This window comes from Bacillus gaemokensis (assembly GCF_001590835.1).
GTDB lineage: Bacteria > Bacillota > Bacilli > Bacillales > Bacillaceae_G > Bacillus_A > Bacillus_A gaemokensis.
Map to the genome: position 1 here is coordinate 70338 of NZ_LTAQ01000002.1, position 19850 is coordinate 90187.

General features: G+C 34.5%; 14 protein-coding genes. 1 reads left to right on the top strand and 13 read right to left on the bottom strand.

The features are described from left to right. Positions 1–5: 5 nt before the first annotated feature. From AZF08_RS05975 to AZF08_RS05985, 3 genes are read right to left on the bottom strand one after another with little or no spacing between them, the layout of a single operon-like run. On the bottom strand, positions 6–764 hold the full coding sequence (locus AZF08_RS05975; protein ID WP_033674453.1) for an iron ABC transporter ATP-binding protein: 759 nt from the start codon (positions 762–764) through the stop codon (positions 6–8). Continuing rightward, a complete protein-coding gene (locus AZF08_RS05980) occupies positions 758–1729 on the bottom strand; it encodes an iron chelate uptake ABC transporter family permease subunit (RefSeq protein ID WP_033674454.1) in 972 nt (323 codons plus the stop codon). Before AZF08_RS05980 ends, AZF08_RS05975 begins: the two co-directional genes overlap by 7 nt. Further along, positions 1719–2672: an ABC transporter permease gene (locus AZF08_RS05985; RefSeq protein ID WP_033674537.1), complete on the bottom strand. Its 954-nt coding sequence runs from the start codon at positions 2670–2672 to the stop codon at positions 1719–1721. Before AZF08_RS05985 ends, AZF08_RS05980 begins: the two co-directional genes overlap by 11 nt. A gap of 516 nt (positions 2673–3188) precedes the next feature. Between AZF08_RS05985 and AZF08_RS05990 the strand changes: the two genes are divergently transcribed. After that, entirely contained in the window at positions 3189–5378 is a 2190-nt protein-coding gene (locus AZF08_RS05990) for a DNA topoisomerase III (RefSeq protein WP_033674455.1), read from the top strand. A 73-nt stretch (positions 5379–5451) separates the two neighbouring features. Here AZF08_RS05990 and AZF08_RS05995 read toward each other — a convergent pair whose 3' ends face one another. The 10 genes from AZF08_RS05995 to arcA form a co-directional block, all read right to left on the bottom strand. After that, on the bottom strand, positions 5452–8361 hold the full coding sequence (locus AZF08_RS05995; RefSeq protein WP_033674456.1) for a YhgE/Pip domain-containing protein: 2910 nt from the start codon (positions 8359–8361) through the stop codon (positions 5452–5454). Between the two features lie 309 nt (positions 8362–8670). After that, a complete protein-coding gene (locus AZF08_RS06000) occupies positions 8671–9462 on the bottom strand; it encodes an endonuclease/exonuclease/phosphatase family protein (protein WP_033674457.1) in 792 nt (263 codons plus the stop codon). Between the two features lie 3 nt (positions 9463–9465). Next, complete coding sequence (locus AZF08_RS06005) at positions 9466–11103, bottom strand: PTS transporter subunit IIBC (protein ID WP_033674458.1); 1638 nt, start codon at positions 11101–11103, stop codon at positions 9466–9468. 193 nt (positions 11104–11296) lie between these two features. Further along, positions 11297–12961 carry a glycoside hydrolase family 13 protein gene (locus AZF08_RS06010; protein WP_033674459.1) on the bottom strand — a complete coding sequence of 555 codons (1665 nt, stop codon included), beginning with the start codon at positions 12959–12961 and terminating at the stop codon, positions 11297–11299. Between the two features lie 315 nt (positions 12962–13276). After that, on the bottom strand, positions 13277–13960 hold the full coding sequence (locus AZF08_RS06015) for a hypothetical protein (RefSeq protein WP_033674460.1): 684 nt from the start codon (positions 13958–13960) through the stop codon (positions 13277–13279). Positions 13961–14152: 192 nt separating this feature from the next. Beyond that, entirely contained in the window at positions 14153–14842 is a 690-nt protein-coding gene (locus AZF08_RS06020) for a Crp/Fnr family transcriptional regulator (protein WP_033674461.1), read from the bottom strand. A gap of 201 nt (positions 14843–15043) precedes the next feature. Continuing rightward, positions 15044–16006: a carbamate kinase gene (arcC, locus tag AZF08_RS06025; protein WP_033674462.1), complete on the bottom strand. Its 963-nt coding sequence runs from the start codon at positions 16004–16006 to the stop codon at positions 15044–15046. A gap of 32 nt (positions 16007–16038) precedes the next feature. Continuing rightward, positions 16039–17454 (bottom strand): arginine-ornithine antiporter, encoded by a 1416-nt coding sequence (arcD, locus tag AZF08_RS06030; RefSeq protein ID WP_033674463.1) that lies wholly within the window; start codon positions 17452–17454, stop codon positions 16039–16041. Between the two features lie 94 nt (positions 17455–17548). Continuing rightward, complete coding sequence (gene argF / locus AZF08_RS06035; protein WP_033674464.1) at positions 17549–18547, bottom strand: ornithine carbamoyltransferase; 999 nt, start codon at positions 18545–18547, stop codon at positions 17549–17551. 30 nt (positions 18548–18577) lie between these two features. Then, positions 18578–19810: an arginine deiminase gene (arcA, locus tag AZF08_RS06040; protein ID WP_033674465.1), complete on the bottom strand. Its 1233-nt coding sequence runs from the start codon at positions 19808–19810 to the stop codon at positions 18578–18580. Positions 19811–19850: the final 40 nt, after the last annotated feature.

The following is a 19850-nucleotide window of genomic DNA, read 5'->3' on the forward strand; positions in this document are numbered from 1 at the left end:
TTCTATTATGAAAAATAAATACATATATTATTGCCAGCTATTTCTTCAATATGAATATCCATATCATAAATATCCTTCAAAACAACCGGGTCAATAATCTCATTTGTTGCTCCTTCTTTCATTACTTTTCCATCTTTCAAAGCAACGATATGATCCGAGTAACAAGAAGCAAAGTTAATATCATGGATTACAATTACAACTGTTTTACCAAGTTCTTCAACTAAGCGTCTTAGCACTTTCATAATTTGTACGGAATGCTTCATATCTAAGTTGTTAAGTGGCTCATCTAGCAAAATATACTCTGTGTTCTGAGCAATAACCATTGCGATATATGCCCTTTGTCGCTGTCCACCACTAAGCTGATCTAAGTACTTATATTGAATATCTTCAAGCTCCATATAGCGAATGGCTTCCTCAATATGATTCCAGTCTTCTTCAGAAAGATTTCCTTGTGAATATGGAAACCTTCCGAAACTAACCAATTCTCGAATTGTAAGTCTTAAATTGATATGATTCGTTTGCTTTAAAATAGAGATTTTCTTTGCAAGCTCATTACTCTTCCATTCTCCAATTTCTCTATCCTCTATATAGATTTCACCATCATCCTTTTTTAACAGCCTACTCATCATAGAAAGAACTGTACTTTTTCCAGCTCCATTTGGCCCGATAAAAGATGTGATTTTCCCTTTTGCTATTTTAATAGAAACATCTTCAACAACATTTTTATTTCCGTATTGCTTTGATATATTTCTTACTTCTACCATGCTTTGCTCTCCTTTAATAGAAGATAGATGAAGTATACTCCACCAACAAAATTCACAATGACGCTTAAAGTTGTATTAAACTCAAACACTCTTTCAACAATCAACTGTCCGCCTACCAAGGCGATAATACTAATAAAGATTGAACCTGCTATTAAATATTTGTGCCTATATGTACGTAAACATTCACGTGCAACGTTTACTACAAGTAACCCTAAAAATGTAATGGGTCCAACTAATGCTGTAGAAATTGATACAAGAACTGCAATTACAATTAAGAGTTTTTTCACAACTTTGTCGTAGTCTATCCCCAAATTAATTGCTTCTTCTCTTCCTAGTGATAGTACATCTAATAACTTCAGTTCTTTATATACATATGCAAGAACCAATACAATCCCAATAGTAGATGTTACGAGTAACTCTGTTCTCACATTATTTACGCTTGCAAACATTTTCCCTTGAACAATTTGAAACTCATTTGGATCAATGAGTACTTGCATAAAGGATGATATACTTTGAAAGAACGTTCCAAATATTAATCCTATTAACAATAGGAAGTAAATATTGTTACCTTCTCTCTTAAAGAGAAATTTATAAAGAAACAATGAAAAGACAACCATTAAGCTTACTGATATAAGAAAGTTAATATTTGTATTCATCATTGCGATATGCTGTGATCCGAGTACAAACACAACAAATGTTTGAATAAACATATACAGTGAATCTAAACCGATTACACTCGGTGTCAAAATACGGTTGTTACTAATCGTTTGGAAAATTATAGACGAAAAAGCAATTGCTCCGCCCGTTATAACCATTGCCAGCAATTTCTTACCTCTTCTTGGCAATGCATAATCTAATGTATTCATATTTAAGTTAATAAATAAAAATATCCCAATGGCTACAAATGATACAATGGCAAGCAATGCCAATATTTTTTTATGACTTGTATGTTTTCTATGCTGCATATGCGTTTCTCCTCATCAATAAATAAAGGAATATTCCGCTTCCAATCACACCGACTGTAAGGCCGATAGAAATCTCATACGGATAAATCACGACGCGTCCTAATATGTCACATGCAAGTACAAAAACCGCACCTAGTAAAGCAGTATGAGGTAAACTATTCTTCAAGTTATCCCCGCGATAAATAGAAACAATATTCGGAATGATAAGTCCTAAAAACGGGATCATACCTACAGTTAACACAACCAATGCTGAGATTAACGAGACAATAATAAGACCGATATTTAGTACTCGATTATAATTCATCCCTAGGTTCGCCGCAAACTCTTCTCCCATTCCAGCAACGGTAAAACGATTTGCATATAAAAAGGCGATAATTACAAGCGGGATACTTAAATATAAAATCTCATATCTTCCTTTCATAATCATTGAAAAGTCACCTTGTAGCCATGAATTGATATTTTGAATTAAGTCATATTTATAAGCAAAGAATGTTGTAATGGAACTAATAATATTCCCAAACATAATCCCAACAAGTGGAATAAATATCGCATCCTTAAACTTAATTCTCTTTAAAATTTGCATAAATAAAAATGTACCAGCTAACGCGAAAATAAATGCAACAAACATTTTTTCAAGTGGGCTTGCAGTCGTGAATAGCATTAATGAGACTAACACTCCTAGCTTCGCACTATCCATCGTTCCCGCGGTTGTCGGAGATACAAATTTATTTCTACTTAATTGCTGCATAATTAAACCACTTATACTTAAGCTAACACCAGCAACAATAATACTGATTAAGCGCGGTAATCTACTAATAAATACAATTTGCATTTTCTCTTGATCCCAATGCAAAATATCAGCTAGATTAACATCTTTTACACCGATAAAAATAGATGCAATTGATAAAACAATAAGCATGATAAATAAATATCTTTTTTTCATAATGTCTTCATGGTGCAGATTACATTCTGTTGCCATCATTTGATCTCAAACAGATTATAATCCTATCATTTTATCCCCCTCATCTATTTATAGAATGATATACAGGATACCTTCATCAGTAGGTATTCCCTACTACCCGTTCATGCAGGATACAAATGATTTTGATTATCAATTAAAATCATAATTCATATGTATGAATCGAATTCCCATCTGACATTTTGACAATAATTTGGTAACCCCTTTTAATGATAATGAAATTCATTTACAATGTCAACGCATACACTCGGAAATATTTGTTTATATCAATCTTTTATTCGTATACATAAAAAAATTCTCTTTCCTAAATCATAGAATAGCTTTCCTTTATTTTTTGAAGTGAATTTCAATTTTGCTAAAGTTTGCTTACAATGCCGAATATTTAATTGATCACAACGAGTTAGAATCTTCGGCATAACTGAATCAAAAAAGGATGTATGCTATATTAAACTTACGGAAACTTGAAAGGATGTTTTAAATATGGCAAAAAGTGTTGTAATTGCTGAAAAACCTTCTGTTGCACGTGATATTGCACGTGTACTACAGTGTGATAAAAAAGGAAATGGTTATCTGGAGGGCAATAAATATATCGTTACTTGGGCTTTAGGGCACCTCGTTACATTAGCAGATCCAGAAAGTTATGATGTGAAGTATAAAAAGTGGAATTTAGAAGATTTACCAATGCTACCTGAACGTTTGAAATTAACAGTGATTAAGCAAACTGGAAAGCAGTTTAATGCCGTTAAGAGTCAACTGACTAGAAGTGATGTAAATGAAATAATTGTGGCGACAGACGCAGGGCGTGAGGGAGAATTAGTCGCTCGTTGGATTATTGATAAAGTTAAAATCCATAAACCTATCAAACGTCTATGGATTTCATCTGTTACCGATAAAGCAATCAAAGACGGCTTCGCAAACTTGAAGCCTGGTAAGGCATACGATAACTTATATGCTTCAGCTGTCGCACGTTCGGAAGCTGACTGGTATATCGGTCTTAATGCAACCCGTGCATTAACTACAAGGTTCAATGCACAACTAAACTGTGGTCGTGTACAAACACCTACCGTAGCCATAATTGCAGGGCGTGAGGACGAAATTAAAAACTTCAAAGCTCAAACATACTACGGTATCGAAGCCCAAACAACAGACAAGTTAAAACTGACTTGGCAAGATGCTAAAGGCAATGGTCGTAATTTTGCTAAAGAAAAAATCGATACGATTGTGAAAAAGCTCGACAAACAAAATGCTACTGTCGTGGAAATTGAGAAAAAGCTTAAGAAATCATTTGCTCCTGGTCTTTATGATTTAACAGAGCTACAACGTGATGCGAATAAAATTTTTGGTTACTCTGCAAAAGAAACGTTAAATATTATGCAAAAATTGTATGAGCAGCACAAAGTATTAACATACCCTCGTACAGATTCGCGCTATATCTCATCTGATATTGTAGGAACACTTCCAGAACGTCTGAAGGCGTGTGGAGTAGGAGAATATCGTCCTTTAGCTCATAAGATTTTAAATAAGCCAATAAAATCTGCTAAATCGTTTGTTGATGATAGTAAAGTAAGCGATCATCACGCCATCATTCCAACAGAAAGCTATGTAAACTTCTCAGCTTTCACAGATAAAGAACGCAAAATTTATGATTTAGTTATAAAACGTTTCTTAGCAGTTTTATTCCCAGCCTTCGAATACGAGCAACTAACGTTACGTACAAAAATTGGTGATGAAAAATTCGTCGCACGCGGCAAAACAATTCTGAATTCTGGCTGGAAAGAAGTATACGAAAATCGCTTTGAAGATGACGACGCAGTAGACGATTTAAAAGAACAAATCTTGCCTCGCATCGAAAAAGACGATACATTAAACATCAAATTAATTGTACAAACATCAGGTCAAACAAAACCACCTGCACGATTTAATGAAGCGACATTACTTTCAGCAATGGAAAACCCTACAAAGTACATGGATACGCAAAATAAACAACTTGCAGACACATTAAAATCAACTGGTGGATTAGGTACTGTTGCTACGCGTGCTGACATTATTGACAAGCTATTTAACTCATTCTTAATCGAAAAGCGTGGTAAAGATATTCACATTACATCAAAAGGCCGTCAGTTACTTGATTTAATACCAGAAGAATTAAAGTCTCCTACACTAACTGCTGAGTGGGAGCAAAAGCTTGAGGCAATTGCAAACGGCAAATTAAAAAAAGAAGTATTCATTTCAGAAATGAAAAACTATACAAAAGAAATTGTTGCCGAAATTAAATCGAGCGATAAAAAATATAAACACGACAATATTTCAACAAAAACTTGTCCAGACTGTGGTAAACCGATGCTAGAAGTAAACGGTAAAAAAGGCAAAATGCTTGTATGTCAAGATCGGGAATGTGGTCATCGTAAAAATGTATCTCGTACTACAAATGCACGCTGCCCTCAGTGTAAGAAAAAACTAGAACTGCGTGGTGAAGGCAACGGCCAAATCTTCGCATGTAAATGTGGCTATCGCGAGAAACTTTCTTCATTCCAAGAACGCCGTAAGAAAGAATCTGGTGGTAAGGTAGATAAGCGCTATGTTCAAAATTATATGAAACAACAACAGAAACAAGAAGAACCTCTGAATAATGCATTAGCAGAAGCATTAAAAGGATTGAAGTTTGATTAAAATCATAGTTAAAGAAAAAGTACCCACCACATAAAAAAAGGTTCCTACCAAACTTGGTAGGAACCTTTTCTATTTAGTGAATAATTTTACTTCCTTTTGCATTCTCAACAAATTTTTCACTCGACTTGTTAATTGGTGTTTTCAGTAATAACGCAATAACAAGCATGATTACAACGAAGACACTTAGCACAAGTAAGTCACGTATTACAACATCCCAAAGCATTCCGCCCACTGTTTCACGAATGGCACTAATTGCATACGTAAACGGTAAGAATGGGTAAATTGCTTGGAAAAATGCTGGTGTCATTTGAATCGGGAATGTTCCGCCCGATCCAGCTACTTGCAGTACAAGTAAAACGATCGCCATCGATTTCCCAACGTTTCCAAAAACAGAAACGAGTGAGTATACAATACAAACAAAGACTCCACCGATAAATAAACTGAATACAACAAACCAGAATTTATCGACTACGTACGTACCGAGTAAGAATATATCACCCATCGCTACGATAAATGCTTGTGAAAGACCTATCGTTAAGAACGTTAAGAAACGTCCGAAGTAAATCTCATGACTCTTATAATTTGCGCCTTCCTCATGTACTTCTACCGTTAATAACGAAACCATTAACAATGCCCCAACCCATAGTGCAAGCACTGTGTAGAACGGTGACATCGCAGAACCGTAGTTTGGCATCGCAAATAATTTATTCTCTTTTAAATTCACTGGATTTGCAAAGTAATCACTTTGTTTTTCAACATCATTTTTCAATAAGCGTATGATGTCTTTCAAATCTTCTTCCGATTCAAATTTACGAATTCTATCTGCCATATCTTTAATCTTTTTCTCAGTAGCTGGCATTTCTGCTTTAATATCTTCAACTTTCTTCGTACCTTCTACCAAGCCTTTTGATGAATCTTCTAGCAGTTTTTTTACATCTGGAAGCTTTTTATCTGCATCGTTTAAGATCTTAGATGTATTTTTAGACATCTCTTTTGTACGAGCAATTGCTGCATTAAAGTTTGGAACGATTTCTGAATCGTATCTTGCTAAAATGTCACCTAATTCTGCTGAAACATTTTTCGATACTTCATTAATACTTTCAATTACATCTTTTGCTGGTTGCTGTCCTTTATTAATAGCGTCAATTCCTTTATTAGTTAAATCCATTCCTTTTTCTAGACCATTTTTTGCTTTTTTCAACTTCGCAATTTGATCATTAAAGTTTTTATCGCTATTTACATCAGCTAAAACTTTGTTGGCATTCTCTAAGACAGGTATCATGTCACCAATCATATTTGAAGCTGCTTGGAATTGACCGTTTAAACTATTTAAGGCTACTTTCGTTGAATCTAATCCATTAATACCTTTATTTTGTATATCTTCCACTGCTTTTTGAGCGTTAGATTTAGCCTCCTCAATACCATCTCTTACTTTATTATATTCAGTCTTTGTCTTTTCGTATGTTTCATTTATTGTATTAGTTGCTTGATCTTTAAGTTGTCCTGCTTCATTTTTAATTTGTTCAGCAGTACTAACCGCTTTTTGATAATCTGCTACAAATGTTTCATTATAATCTTTTTCAGCTTGATCGATAAGCCCATTTGCTGCATCTATTTTTTTGTTCACTGCATCTTTCACATCTTGTTTTACTTCTTGACCTGTACCGATAATATTTCCAATGTCTTTAATACCATTATTTGCGTTTTCCATAGCTCCTTTAAGCTTGGTTAAACGATCTACTCGTCCTTGGAAAAAGTTTTTTCCAAAGTCAGTCGTTGCTGACTCTTGCAATTTAGTAACTACATTAATAAGATACGAAATATCAGCAATGCGACCTTGAAGGTTATTAGACACAGCATTAAGATCTTGCTTTGCTTTCTCCGGATCAAAATTTCCATTTTGCAAGCCATTCATAACGCTTTGCGCATACGCTGTTCCTGCACGTGCTGAACTTAGAACATTATTTACTGTTTGATTAATATTTCTCGCAATATCTTTATATCCCTCAGTATTCACTTTCGGAAGTTCCGGAAGTTGTATTTGTGGCATTGCCGGGAACTCAGGAAGTGTAGGCAGTTGAGAAATATCAGGAAGATTCAAGTCTACTCCTGGCCCCATTAAGAAGTCAGTTATAGTCGCTGCACCATCCATACCTTTTTTCAAGACCGTTAAATCTCTCTTAATTGTTCCTGGCGCATTATTTAATGTTTCATCATTTCGTGCGAAAAATTCATCTAAACTTTTCAACGTTTCCTGCCCATCATTAATCACACTTTCCACAACCGGTAAATCCTGTTGTGCAACTTTCACGAGGTCTTGTGCTCTAGAGGCATCGTCTAATGCTGTATCCACCAGTTTATACATTTCTGGGAATTGTGCTTCTAACTTAAATACTAAGTCTTTTACTTTTTCAATGCTCGGTAAGTTTGCTTCTAAATCGATTCCAAGATCGTTAAAGATTTTAAAAATCTCACCATTTGCTGTTTTAACGAAGTTTTTACTGATTTCTTCTGTAATGCCCGATGCACCTTTTGCTGTAATTTTTGGTGCAATCGCGTTTACTTTTTCGTTTACAAAGTAATCAAGTTCTGGTTTTTGCGGGTTATCACTAATAACTGTTGCAATTTTTTCAGAGAAGTCTTTTGGGATCGTAATACTTGCGTAATAATCCCCACGTTCTACTCCATAAATTGCTTGTTTTTCATCAACAAATTTCCATCCAAGATTTTTGTTCTTTTTTAGTGAATCTACAATTTCGTTCCCGATGTTAATATCTTTTCCTCGCAAATTGGATCCAACATCTTGGTTAGAAACTGCAATCGGGACTTCTTTTGTGTTTCCATATGGATCCCAAGAAGCCTTAATGTTAAACCATGCATATAACGATGGTAAAATCATAAGCCCTAATACAATAACAATTGCAGCCCAATGTTTGGCTACATTCCGTAAGTCTGTCGTATAAATACGCCATATCTGTTTCATATAAGCTATCACCTAATTATATATTTTTCCTTCTTTAGAAAATGATACATGCATTTTGCAATTATATCATTTTCTACATCGTGGATTAAACGAAAATGCACTATTTTTCCAACTAAATCTTTTACTTACTTCATTATATAACGAAGATCAAAAAGCATGCATACAAAATGACCAAATCGGTTTTACATTCAATAATAACAAATATATAGGAAATGTCATAAAAAATACAAGTATTTTATCTTGGAAATACTTGTATTCACAGAAAAAAATCCTCACAGCTGTTACATTGCTATGAGGATTTCTTCTATATTATATGTCTAATTGAACTTCTACTCCAAAATGATCAGAAATAACATTTCGATTTACACCATTGAAAATAACTTTTGAAGAAATCACCGTTTTTGGTTTGTTACTTAAAATAAGATCAATTCGTAAATTTTGTTTATTTTCATCCCAGCCAGCAATTTCTCCTTGGACGGTTGTTCCTTTATCTTTCTCCATCGCTAATTCATATGTGTCATACAAGCCTTTTTGCACAAGATAGTCGTAGCCTTCTCCTTGTACGCGAGCATCATTATTAAAATCACCCATTAAAATGGAAAATTCTTTTTCATTCACACGCTGCATCAAACAATCCACTTGTCCTTGAAACGACTCTTCCTTATCATTCCACCAACCAAGGTGACATGAATAAAAGGTTATATCCTTTCCTTTATAAACAATTGTTGCGCTAACGATTTTTCGGGTTTTCCAATACGACGTATCTTTACTTTCAGATATAAAGAAAGAATCTTGTTTTACAATTGGATGTTTTGTTATAATTGCTAATCCTTCTTCATATACGTCGTAACCAATATGTGAGAAATCCCAAACAATATCGTAGTCTCCTACATTTAGCTTCTCTAACTCTGCAAGTAATATGAGACCAAAATTGTCTTCTTTCTTGTTACCGCATACATTTTGAGATTTTATAGACTGACTGACCTCTTGCAATGCAATGACATCATAATCCTCTTCTCGGATTACCTTAGCAAGATACTTTATCTTTTCGATTTGATTCTCTTCTTGCCAAGAGTGACAATTTAAAGTGAGTAATTTCATTTCTTATGCACCTAACATATCTTGAATGTCTGATTTTAATACATCAGCTTTCGGACCATACACCGCTTGAACACCTTTGTCTTTTACAATAAGACCTAAGGCCCCATTTTTCTTCCACTGTGCTTCTGGTGCAACAATGTCTAGATCTTTTACTGTTACACGTAAACGTGTCATACAAGCGTCTACATCTGCAATATTATCTTTTCCACCTAACAAATCAATAACCTTTGTTGCTAGTGAACCTTCTTTTACATTTGTTGCGCTTTCTTCAGACTCATCTTCATTATCAATATAGTTACCTGCACGCCCCGGCGTTGGTAAATTGAATTTTTTAATTAAGAAATTGAATAATGTAAAGTTTAAACCAAAGAATACCGCTGAGACAACTACAAAGTTAATTAAGTCTCTTGTTAGTCCTGCGTTAATCATCATTGGTGTACGTGTAATTAATTCAATAAACCCAAATGCATGGACACGTAAGTTAATAAGATCTGCTAATGCAAATGCAAGCCCTGTTGTAATTGCGTATACAACATATAATACCGGTGCAATAAACATGAACATGAATTCAATTGGTTCTGTTACACCTGTTAAAAATACTGCTAATGCAGCCGATAAGAACATTGGTTTATATTTTGCACGTTTATCTTTATCCACATTACGGAACATTGCAAACGCAATACCGATTAGTGCTGCTGTTGAACCAATCACTTGCCCTGCTTTAAAACGAGCTGGAACCACACTATTTAATAGATCATTATAAGCCTTTGTATCGCCGTTTGCTAACAAGTTATTTAAATCTGTAATCCATGCAAGCCATAACGGATCTTGTCCTGCAACCACTTGACCAACTTTTGATCCAGTTAACATTGTATATGTTCCGCCAAGCTCTGTGTAATTCATCGGAATCGTTAACATATGATGTAATCCAAATGGTAGTAATAAACGCTCTAATGTACCATATACGAACGGTGCAACAACTGGTGCACTATCTTTTGATGCTGCAATCCAACGACCAAATTCATTTAATCCACTTTGGATAAACGGCCACACGAACGATAAAATAATAGCAGTAATTGTAGAACCCACAATTACAACGAATGGTACAAAACGCTTTCCGTTAAAGAACGCCAACGCTTGTGGCAATTTATTGTAGTTATAGTACTTATTATATAAGTTAGCTCCTAAGAAACCCGTAATAATTCCTACGAAGACTCCCATGTTTAATGCTGGTGCACCAAGTACGGAAGTGAAATAATCTTTTACAAGTAAATCCCCTGCTAATAATGAAGAAACTTTTGCTTTTGAATCCGTTAACATTTCAGCGTTTACGCCAAATATAGCCCCTGTAATTCGGTTTGTTAAGACGAATGCTAACAGTGCTGCAAACGCACCGCCTGCACGGTCTTTTGCCCAAGATCCCCCAATTGCTACTGCAAATAAAATATGAAGATTTGTAATAATTGCCCAACCGATGTCTTCCATTACTCTAGCAATTGTATGTACTGCACTTACATCCCCAGCAGACATACCAATTAACTTACCGATGGAAATCATTAAACCAGCAGCAGGCATAACTGCTACAACAACTAGTAATGCTTTCCCGAACTTCTGCCAAAAATCAAAAGACGTAATTTTCATCTGTTTCTTCCTCCCCCTTATTTATAAAATCCCTAATGATATAGATAATAATTTCTTTTTTTCTTGTGAAAACGATACCTCGTTTTTCAACGCAAACGTTTTCATAAACTTATTTTAATAAAAGCGTTTTCACATTGCAATACAAATTTATGCTTTTTCATAAAAAAAGATGCTACGAGAGCATCTCTTTTTATTAAGAAATACGATAAACCCTTGTTTCATAAGGTTTCAACGCAATTGTAGTAATTTTTTCATGTTCTTGTACTTCATAGTTATTTAAAAGCAAACGTTTGCGTTCTAATACGAATGAATTCTCATTATACATAGCTTCCTCTGTCGAAATATTACTAATTACAACCACTTTTTCATCATGTAACGTACGCGTATATGCGTAAATTTGCGAATCATCCTCTAAAATTAAGTCATATGTGCCATAATTCAATACATCATGCTCTTTTTTCAGTGCAATCATCTTTTTGTAGAAATTAAAAATAGAATTATCCTCTACTTGCTGCTTTTGAACATTAATTTCTTTATAATTTGGGTTCATTCCAAACCACGGAATACCTGTTGTAAAACCAGCGTTTTCTTCATCGCTCCATTGCATTGGTGTACGTGAATTATCCCGACAAGATGCCCAGATGATTTCCATCATATCTTGATGTGATACACCTTCTGCAATTTTCTCGCGATATAAATTCTTAATTGCCACGTCATCATAATCTTCAATATTTGGAAACTGAACGTTTGTCATACCAATTTCTTGTCCTTGATAAATAAACGGTGTACCATGCATAAAGAAGTACATTGCACCTAATGCCGTTGCACTTTCACGCCAATATTGTTTATCATTTCCCCATGTAGAAACAATGCGCGGTTTATCATGATTCTCAATATACAGTGCATTCCACCCTTTATTTTCTAAACCTTTTTGCCACTTTGTTAACACCTTTTTCAGTTCCACAACATCAAGTTCTTTTTTCTTTTCGGCATCCCATAAACTTAAATGTTCAAACTGAAATACCATATTAAATTTCCCGTTTTCTTCTCCAACCCAAAGATCAGCATCTTCAATTTTGACACCGTTGGCTTCTCCAACAGTCATAACATCGTATTTTGCAAATGTATTCTCCTTCAGCTCCTCTAAAAGTGGCTGAATTCCATTTACATTCATATGTTTATCAAAAGAAGATACATACTTTAAACCTTTTGGATTTGGCATGTCTTTTAGATTTTCTTCTTTTTTAATATGGCTAATTGCATCAACACGGAAGCCATCAATTCCTTTATCTAGCCACCAGTTTACAGTATCATATAAAGCTTCACGGACCTCTGCATTCTCCCAGTTTAAATCTGGTTGTTTACTTGAGAATATGTGTAAGAAATATTGATCTGTTACTTCATCATATTCCCAAGCAGAACCGTTAAAAATACTTTCCCAGTTATTCGGCTCTTCTCCATTCTTACCATCGCGCCAAATATACCAATCACGCTTTGGATTATCTTTCGAAGAACGTGATTCAATAAACCACGGATGTTCATCACTTGTATGATTAATCACTAGATCAATAATTAGCTTCATGCCACGTTTATGTACTTCATCAAGTAGCTCATCAAAATCAGCCATTGTACCAAACTCATCCATAATATCTTGATAATCACTAATATCATAACCATTGTCATCATTAGGGGATTTATACATTGGACAAATCCAGATTACATCTATTCCTAAATCCTTTAAATAATCAAGCTTTGCAATAATACCTTGTAAATCTCCAATACCGTCGCCATTAGAATCCATAAAGCTACGCGGATAAATTTGATAAGCAACTGCTTCTTTCCACCATGTTTTATTCATAATAGTTCTCTCCTTTTGCATTCTTTTAAATTTATGCAAACGTTTTCGTAACACTATCATAACAAAATACGGAGAGTTTGCAACGAGAATTTTTACACTATTATTAAATATCTACTTTAAAATACGAAATCATACCCCTATTTTATTGTTATCCTGTAAGCTTCATTACTATCCTATAAATTTCTTACTTGTCACATTAAATAAAGTTAACACAAAAAATCATCCAACAATGTCCATTATCTATGACAGTTTGGATGACTAGACTTTCATTTTCTTTTTCATTTGGAATTGTTTCTCCTATGGCTTTATCATAAGCTAATTATATATTTTACGATTTTCATTTAATGGATATAATTTAATATTTGGTGCTTTGTTTTCCAATACGGATGTCCCGTAGGCTACTGGAAGTTGAAAGTGAAATTTTTTTGTTTCATGTCTCTGTAGATAAATAGGTGTTGGTACTTGATAATCCTTCACTTTCTGACTTTTATCTTGATATAAAACAAGTTGCACTGATTGCGAATGATTATGGTAATTTTTCAAAGTGACAAAACAAGTTCGCTCAACAGCATCACCCTTTTTCTCAAAGATACATTGACTATCTTCTTTTTTATATTCAATTGCTTCTATTCCCTTTTTTCCTGTGTAATACCATGTTTTATCAAGGATTTGCAGCATTTTATTTAGCTTAAATGGCATTGCAATAATAACAACACTTATAACCAATACTTTTATTCTATTTAGTTTCTTCAACCAGCTAGAGTCTTTCTTTTCTAACCATTTTATAAGAAATAGAAAAGAAAATAATTGCAATACAAAAGATAAAATCAAGATATTTGAAACCTTATAACCCATATACACGTATGTTTCTGCTGGAATTTGATATGCCTGAAATAGTTTTTCCCCAATTGACTCATTTGCATTTGGCATTTTTATTAGTAATAATACTCCGATACTATAAAAAATAGCTACCAACCTATCATATTCAATCCGAATCACTCGCTCTTCCTTCTCCCTTGTTTTATTATCGATTTTAGCCAACAATGTCGGAATATACAATCTTTTTATATTGGATAACATGAAAAAAGTTCTTCATACGTATATAAAGAACTTTAATTATATAAAATTTGAAAAGGAGAATACATATTTCTTCTGCTATAATACTCCTGTTCACTATCTATTATTATATTTTCACATCGAGACTTCTTCAAAATAAGTCGGATCATGTATTGTAATCTTTTTACCTAGAACTGTAACAATACTTTCATTTTTTAATTGTTTTAGTACACCACTAACAGTCTCTCGAGACGTTCCTGATATTTTGGAAATTTCAATTGTTGTAAGTGGGCATGCGATTACAATTTCCTCACCATCTTGCTCTCCTAAATCATTCATTAAATAATTTAATGTTTGAATGACACGATCTTGTGCATTTGGAATTGTAATATTTTGCACACGATTTTCATTAATTTTTAGTATAGAGGATAATTGCTGAACAACATACATTAGCTGTATTCTACTTGATTTCACCATATCTTCAAAAATCACTGTAGGAATATAATACACATCCACATTCGTCATTGCTTCCGCTGTATAAGTATATGATTTATCTGTAAACATACCACCATAAGGAAAAATAGAAAATCGTTTTACATAGTCTTCATATAATAAATTTCCACTTTGATTTACTCGTTCTAGTTTTACAAAACCATCTAACATAAGGTATATCCTTTCTCTTGAATCACCTTCTAAAAATAAAAATTGACCTTTCTTATACGTTCGCCAATAGACAAACTCTGTTAAACCTTTCAATTTTCTTTCTGTTAAATGAGTAAATAACTCGAACTGCTTCAAGTCTTTAACTACGTTCCGTCTGTTCATAAAATTCCTTCTCTCTTGCTATATATCGGAGTAAAACACCAAGAAAGCGCATTCAACATTATTCTATCATAATTTAACTACGTATCTTTTTCCTATGATGAATACTTTATGAACATTAGGTACCAGTAAATTACCAGCAAATAAAAAGAATGAAGTTGCTAACTTCATTCTTTTTGAAATCCCTATTAATAAAAATTTTATTTATACACAAACACATACATCCTGCTTAGAGATAATAGTACCTTCTTTTTCTTCTAATGCTTCATATACCTTTTCTAAAGACGTAATAATTGTTCTTCGTTTTGGATCTGCATTCGCAAAACTAATAGCAGCTTCAATTTTTGGGAGCATGCTTCCTGCTGCAAATTGATTCTCCTGTATATATCCTTCTAATTCATCAACTGTAACAAATTCTAATTTCTTTTGATCTGGCTGATTAAAATTCACATAAACATGATCAACTGCAGTTAAAATGACTAACGTATCAGCATCTACTAGCTCAGCTAACTTTTGAGCGGCAAAATCCTTGTCAATGACAGCTTCAGTCCCTTTTAATCCTTCTTCAGAGTCAATTACCGGGATTCCACCACCTCCAACAGCAATTACTATATTTCCATTCTCTACTAATGAATTGATTACTTTATGTTCATGAATACTTACAGGCTTTGGTGATGGAACAACACGTCTCCACCCTCTTCCTGCATCTTCTTTAAATACAGCTTTTGTTTCTTCCATTAACTTTCTTGCTTCTTCTTCTGTATAAAAAGGACCGATTGGTTTTGTTGGATTTCTAAATGCCTCATCCTTTTCATCGACGACAACACGTGTTATAACCGTTGCTACCTCTTTTTTTATATTGCGCTTTTTCAAAGCCTTTTCGATCGCATTCTCCATCCAATACCCAATCATTCCTTGGCTCATTGCACCGCAAGTATCTAACGGCATTGCCGGTGTTTTTTCTGTTTCTGCTGCCTTTTGTTGTAATAAAATATTGCCTACTTGTGGCCCGTTCCCATGCGCAATAACAATATCCACGTTATTTTCCATAATCTTAACAAGTTGTTCTGCTGTTCTTTCTAATGCTTCTTGCTGCGCCCCGGCAGTAGCATTTCTAGATTGTATAGCATTTCCTCCTAGTGCAACTACAATTTTTCTCCGTTTCATATTTCATCCCTCCAGTTGATCTCACAAATTTTTTATAAAGTAATACTCCCCGTAATTAATCTGTAAATCGCAAAGAATGCTAAGGCACCGATCGCTACAGAGGAGGCTAGTTCCACACGAGTAAATATTTGTTTTGGATTCGTTTGCTTTTGAACATTGTAAAAGATGAAAATGCCTGGTGCATATAATGTCATTGTTAGTAATAAATACTCTAAGCCAGCTGCATAAATTAACCAAATCCCATATATACTTGCTACCAAACCAATTATTATATTTTTTGTTCGATCTTTTTCTTCAGACTGTAAACTATGCTTAAATTGATAAAATGCTGAAAAAGCGTAAGGGATTAAAATAGCAGAGGAAGCGAGAGAAAACGCAAAGTTATACGCTTGATCGGAAACAACAAATGTTAATAAGAAAATTTGAATCAAACCATTTGTTATCCATAATGAATTTACAGGAGCTTTGTTTTTATTTTCTTTCGCAAACCACTTTGGAAATACCCCGTCTTTGGCGGCTAAATATGGAATTTCAGATGCAAGTAACGTCCACCCTAACCAAGCACCTAATACAGAAATAACTAAGCCTAAGTTAATAAAAATTGCACCCCATTTTCCGACAACACTTTCAAATAAATAAGCCATAGCTGGATTTTTCAGATTAGCAACATCAGCTTGTTGCATAAGCCCTAGAGATAATAGTGTAAGTAGGATGTAAATAATAAGAGTCCCAATTAATCCGATGACAGTTGCTTTCCCAACATCACTTCGGCTTTTCGCACGGCTTGATAGGACAACTGCCCCTTCTACACCAATAAATACCCAAAGAGTTACAAGCATTGTGCTCTTAACTTGACTACCTACTGCTCCCCAAGAAAAGGAACCTACTTGTCCCCAAAATCCATCTAAGAAAATATCAATATGAAAGGCGAAAATCCCTACAACAATAAATACAAATACAGGTACTAATTTTGCAATTGTTGTTACTAAATTTACAAGTGCCGCTGATTGTACACCGCGTAAAATTAACATATGAACACACCATAGCAATATACTTGCCCCAATAATCGATGCTACATTTTGTCCCCCTTCAAAAACTGGGAAGAAATAACCTAGTGAGGAGAATAACAATGTGCCGTAAGCTACATTACCAAGCCAAGCGGACAGCCAATATCCCCATGCACTGTTAAAACCCATAAAATTACCAAACCCTGCTTTTGCATAACTAAAAATACCACCATCTAAATCTGGTCTTTTTACAGTTAAGTTTTGAAATGATAATCCTAGAGCAATCATCCCGATTCCTGTTACAATCCAACCGATAATAATAGCTCCGGCGCCAGCACCTTTTGCCATATCACTTGCTAGGTTAAATGCTCCACCGCCTATCATGGAACCAACAACAAGAGCTGTTAAAGTCAATAACCCTAATTTCTTTTCTTCATCCATTACACTCACCTCTCTTTAATACGCTATGAATAAATAATAATAGTGAAGGATTGTGCCTAAAAGAAGGAGAAAGAAGGAAGATTCTCCTCCTTCTTTATTCCATATTCCCCAAAGTAGCTGCCATAACCGCTTTAATTGTATGCATTCTATTTTCTGCTTGATCAAACACTTTAGAATGCTTACTACGGAATACTTCGTCACTAACTTCCATTTCTTTCAATCCGTATTTTTCATATATCTCTTCTCCGTAAAGTGTCTCTGCATCATGAAATGCAGGTAAACAATGTAAGAACATCACATTATCATTTCCAGTTTCTTTAATCATTTTCATATTTACTTGATATGGTTTCAGTAATGCAATCCGTTCAGCAAATTTATCTTCTTCCCCCATAGATACCCATACATCTGTATAAATTACATCAGCACCGGCAACAGCTTCTTTAACATCGCTTGTTACCATTACCCGATCGTTACATTTTTTTGCCATATCAATTACTTCTTGCGCTGGCCATAATGCTTCTGGTGTACAAATGCGCACCTCCATTCCAACAATTGCACCACCAACTAATAAACTATTTGCTACATTGTTCCGCCCGTCTCCAACGTAAACGAGCTTAACATCTTTTAAACGTCCCACATGTTCTTTTATTGTTAATAAATCTGCAAGTGTTTGTGTTGGATGCCACATATCTGTTAAGCCATTCCATACTGGCACACCTGAATTTTTTGCTAGAGATTCTACGGTCGCGTGATCAAAACCACGGAATTCAATTCCATCAAACATACGCCCTAAAACTTTTGCTGTATCTTCAACAGATTCTTTTTTTCCAAGCTGAATATCACCTTTACCTAAGTATTCGGGATTGGCACCTAAATCTGTACAAGCTACTGTAAAAGCACAACGTGTACGAGTCGAAGTTTTTTCAAATAAGAGTGCTACATTTTTACCTTCTAAATAATGATGCGGAATACCATTTTTCTTCTTCTCTTTTAATTCTGCTGCTAAATCTAGAAAATATAATAATTCTTCTTCTGTAAAATCTTTTTCAGCAAGAAAACTTCTTCCTTTTAAGTTTGGTTTAGTCATTAACATGCTTCATCCCTACTTTCTCCATTATTTATACTACATATCTTTTCGAACAATCGGCATACTCATACAACGTGGGCCCCCACGACCTCGAGATAATTCCGAACTTAGTACTTCAATAACTTCTATACCATGCTCACGTAATAAAGCATTTGATACATAGTTGCGATCATATGTAACAACTACGCCTGGCGCAATTGCCAATGTATTAGATCCATCGTTCCATTGTTCACGAGCAGAAGCAATCACATCTCCTCCCCCGCAAGGAATGAGTACTAATTCACTTAAGCCCAATACTTCTTTTAAAGCTTCCATTAAAGATGTACGATGTGTGATTTTGAGAGTTTCTTCGTCCTGTCCTTTTTCTAAGATATAAATATTCATATTTCCTTTTGGCCCTTGGATAGCTGGATGAATTGTAAATTTATCATAATCAACCATTGTAAATACTGTATCTAAATGCATAAATGCTCGGCACTTTGGAATTTCTATCGCTACTACTTTCTTAATTTTATTTTGGCGACTAAATAAATTTTTAGCTAAACGCTCAATTGCTTTCGCTGAAGTACGAGCAGATACCCCGATTGCAATTGTTTCTTCATTTAAGATAAGTTCGTCGCCACCTTCAATCGGAAACTTATAATCACGATCTAACCAAACTGGCACATTATGATTTGCAAATCGTGGATGATATTTAATGATATATTCCATAAACAATGATTCCCGTCTTCGTGCCGGCTCTCTCATTTTATTAATAGTTAAGCCATCACCTATCGTCGCTGCTGGATCACGAGTAAAATATAGATTTGGCATTGGATCTAAATAGAATGGATAATGATCTTCCATTAATTCGTACAGATGTGCTTTCTTACTTGTTTCAATTTCACTTTTACGTACGCCACCCATAATTTTTTGAATCAATTCTTCATTTGAAAAGGAAAGTAAATACTCTTTTAAAGTTTGATGTGCAACATTTACCTCTGCTTGCCCTTCTTTTAAAATACGATCAACAAATTCTTCCCGAAGCTTTTTATCCACTAACGCCTCAGCTACTAGCTTTTCTAAATAAAGAACTTCAACACCCCGATTGCGTAATGTTTGTGCAAAATAATCATGCTCTTTTTGAATAATTGGTAAATATGGGATGTCATCAAATAATAATTGCTGTAAATAGTCTGGCGTTAAGTTTTCTACTTCCCTACCAGGGCGCTTTAATAAAACTGTTTCTAATTCCCCAATTTCTGAAGTAACATGTATCGGATGTTTCATTTGTTGTACCTCCTTTTAAATTCGCTTGATGTCTTACAAG

Excerpts from the sequence above, each read along its gene's own strand:
- AZF08_RS05985 (WP_033674537.1), bottom strand. The coding sequence starts at position 2,672 with ATGAAAAAAAGATATTTATTTATCATGCTTATTGTTTTATCAATTGCA.
- AZF08_RS05995 (WP_033674456.1), bottom strand. The coding sequence starts at position 8,361 with ATGAAACAGATATGGCGTATTTATACGACAGACTTACGGAATGTAGCC.
- arcC (WP_033674462.1), bottom strand. The coding sequence starts at position 16,006 with ATGAAACGGAGAAAAATTGTAGTTGCACTAGGAGGAAATGCTATACAA.
- arcA (WP_033674465.1), bottom strand. The coding sequence starts at position 19,810 with ATGAAACATCCGATACATGTTACTTCAGAAATTGGGGAATTAGAAACA.
- AZF08_RS05990 (WP_033674455.1), top strand. The coding sequence starts at position 3,189 with ATGGCAAAAAGTGTTGTAATTGCTGAAAAACCTTCTGTTGCACGTGAT.
- AZF08_RS05975 (WP_033674453.1), bottom strand. The coding sequence starts at position 764 with ATGGTAGAAGTAAGAAATATATCAAAGCAATACGGAAATAAAAATGTT.
- AZF08_RS06005 (WP_033674458.1), bottom strand. The coding sequence starts at position 11,103 with ATGAAAATTACGTCTTTTGATTTTTGGCAGAAGTTCGGGAAAGCATTA.
- AZF08_RS06010 (WP_033674459.1), bottom strand. The coding sequence starts at position 12,961 with ATGAATAAAACATGGTGGAAAGAAGCAGTTGCTTATCAAATTTATCCG.
- AZF08_RS05980 (WP_033674454.1), bottom strand. The coding sequence starts at position 1,729 with ATGCAGCATAGAAAACATACAAGTCATAAAAAAATATTGGCATTGCTT.
- AZF08_RS06020 (WP_033674461.1), bottom strand. The coding sequence starts at position 14,842 with ATGAACAGACGGAACGTAGTTAAAGACTTGAAGCAGTTCGAGTTATTT.
- AZF08_RS06000 (WP_033674457.1), bottom strand. The coding sequence starts at position 9,462 with ATGAAATTACTCACTTTAAATTGTCACTCTTGGCAAGAAGAGAATCAA.
- arcD (WP_033674463.1), bottom strand. The coding sequence starts at position 17,454 with ATGGATGAAGAAAAGAAATTAGGGTTATTGACTTTAACAGCTCTTGTT.
- argF (WP_033674464.1), bottom strand. The coding sequence starts at position 18,547 with ATGTTAATGACTAAACCAAACTTAAAAGGAAGAAGTTTTCTTGCTGAA.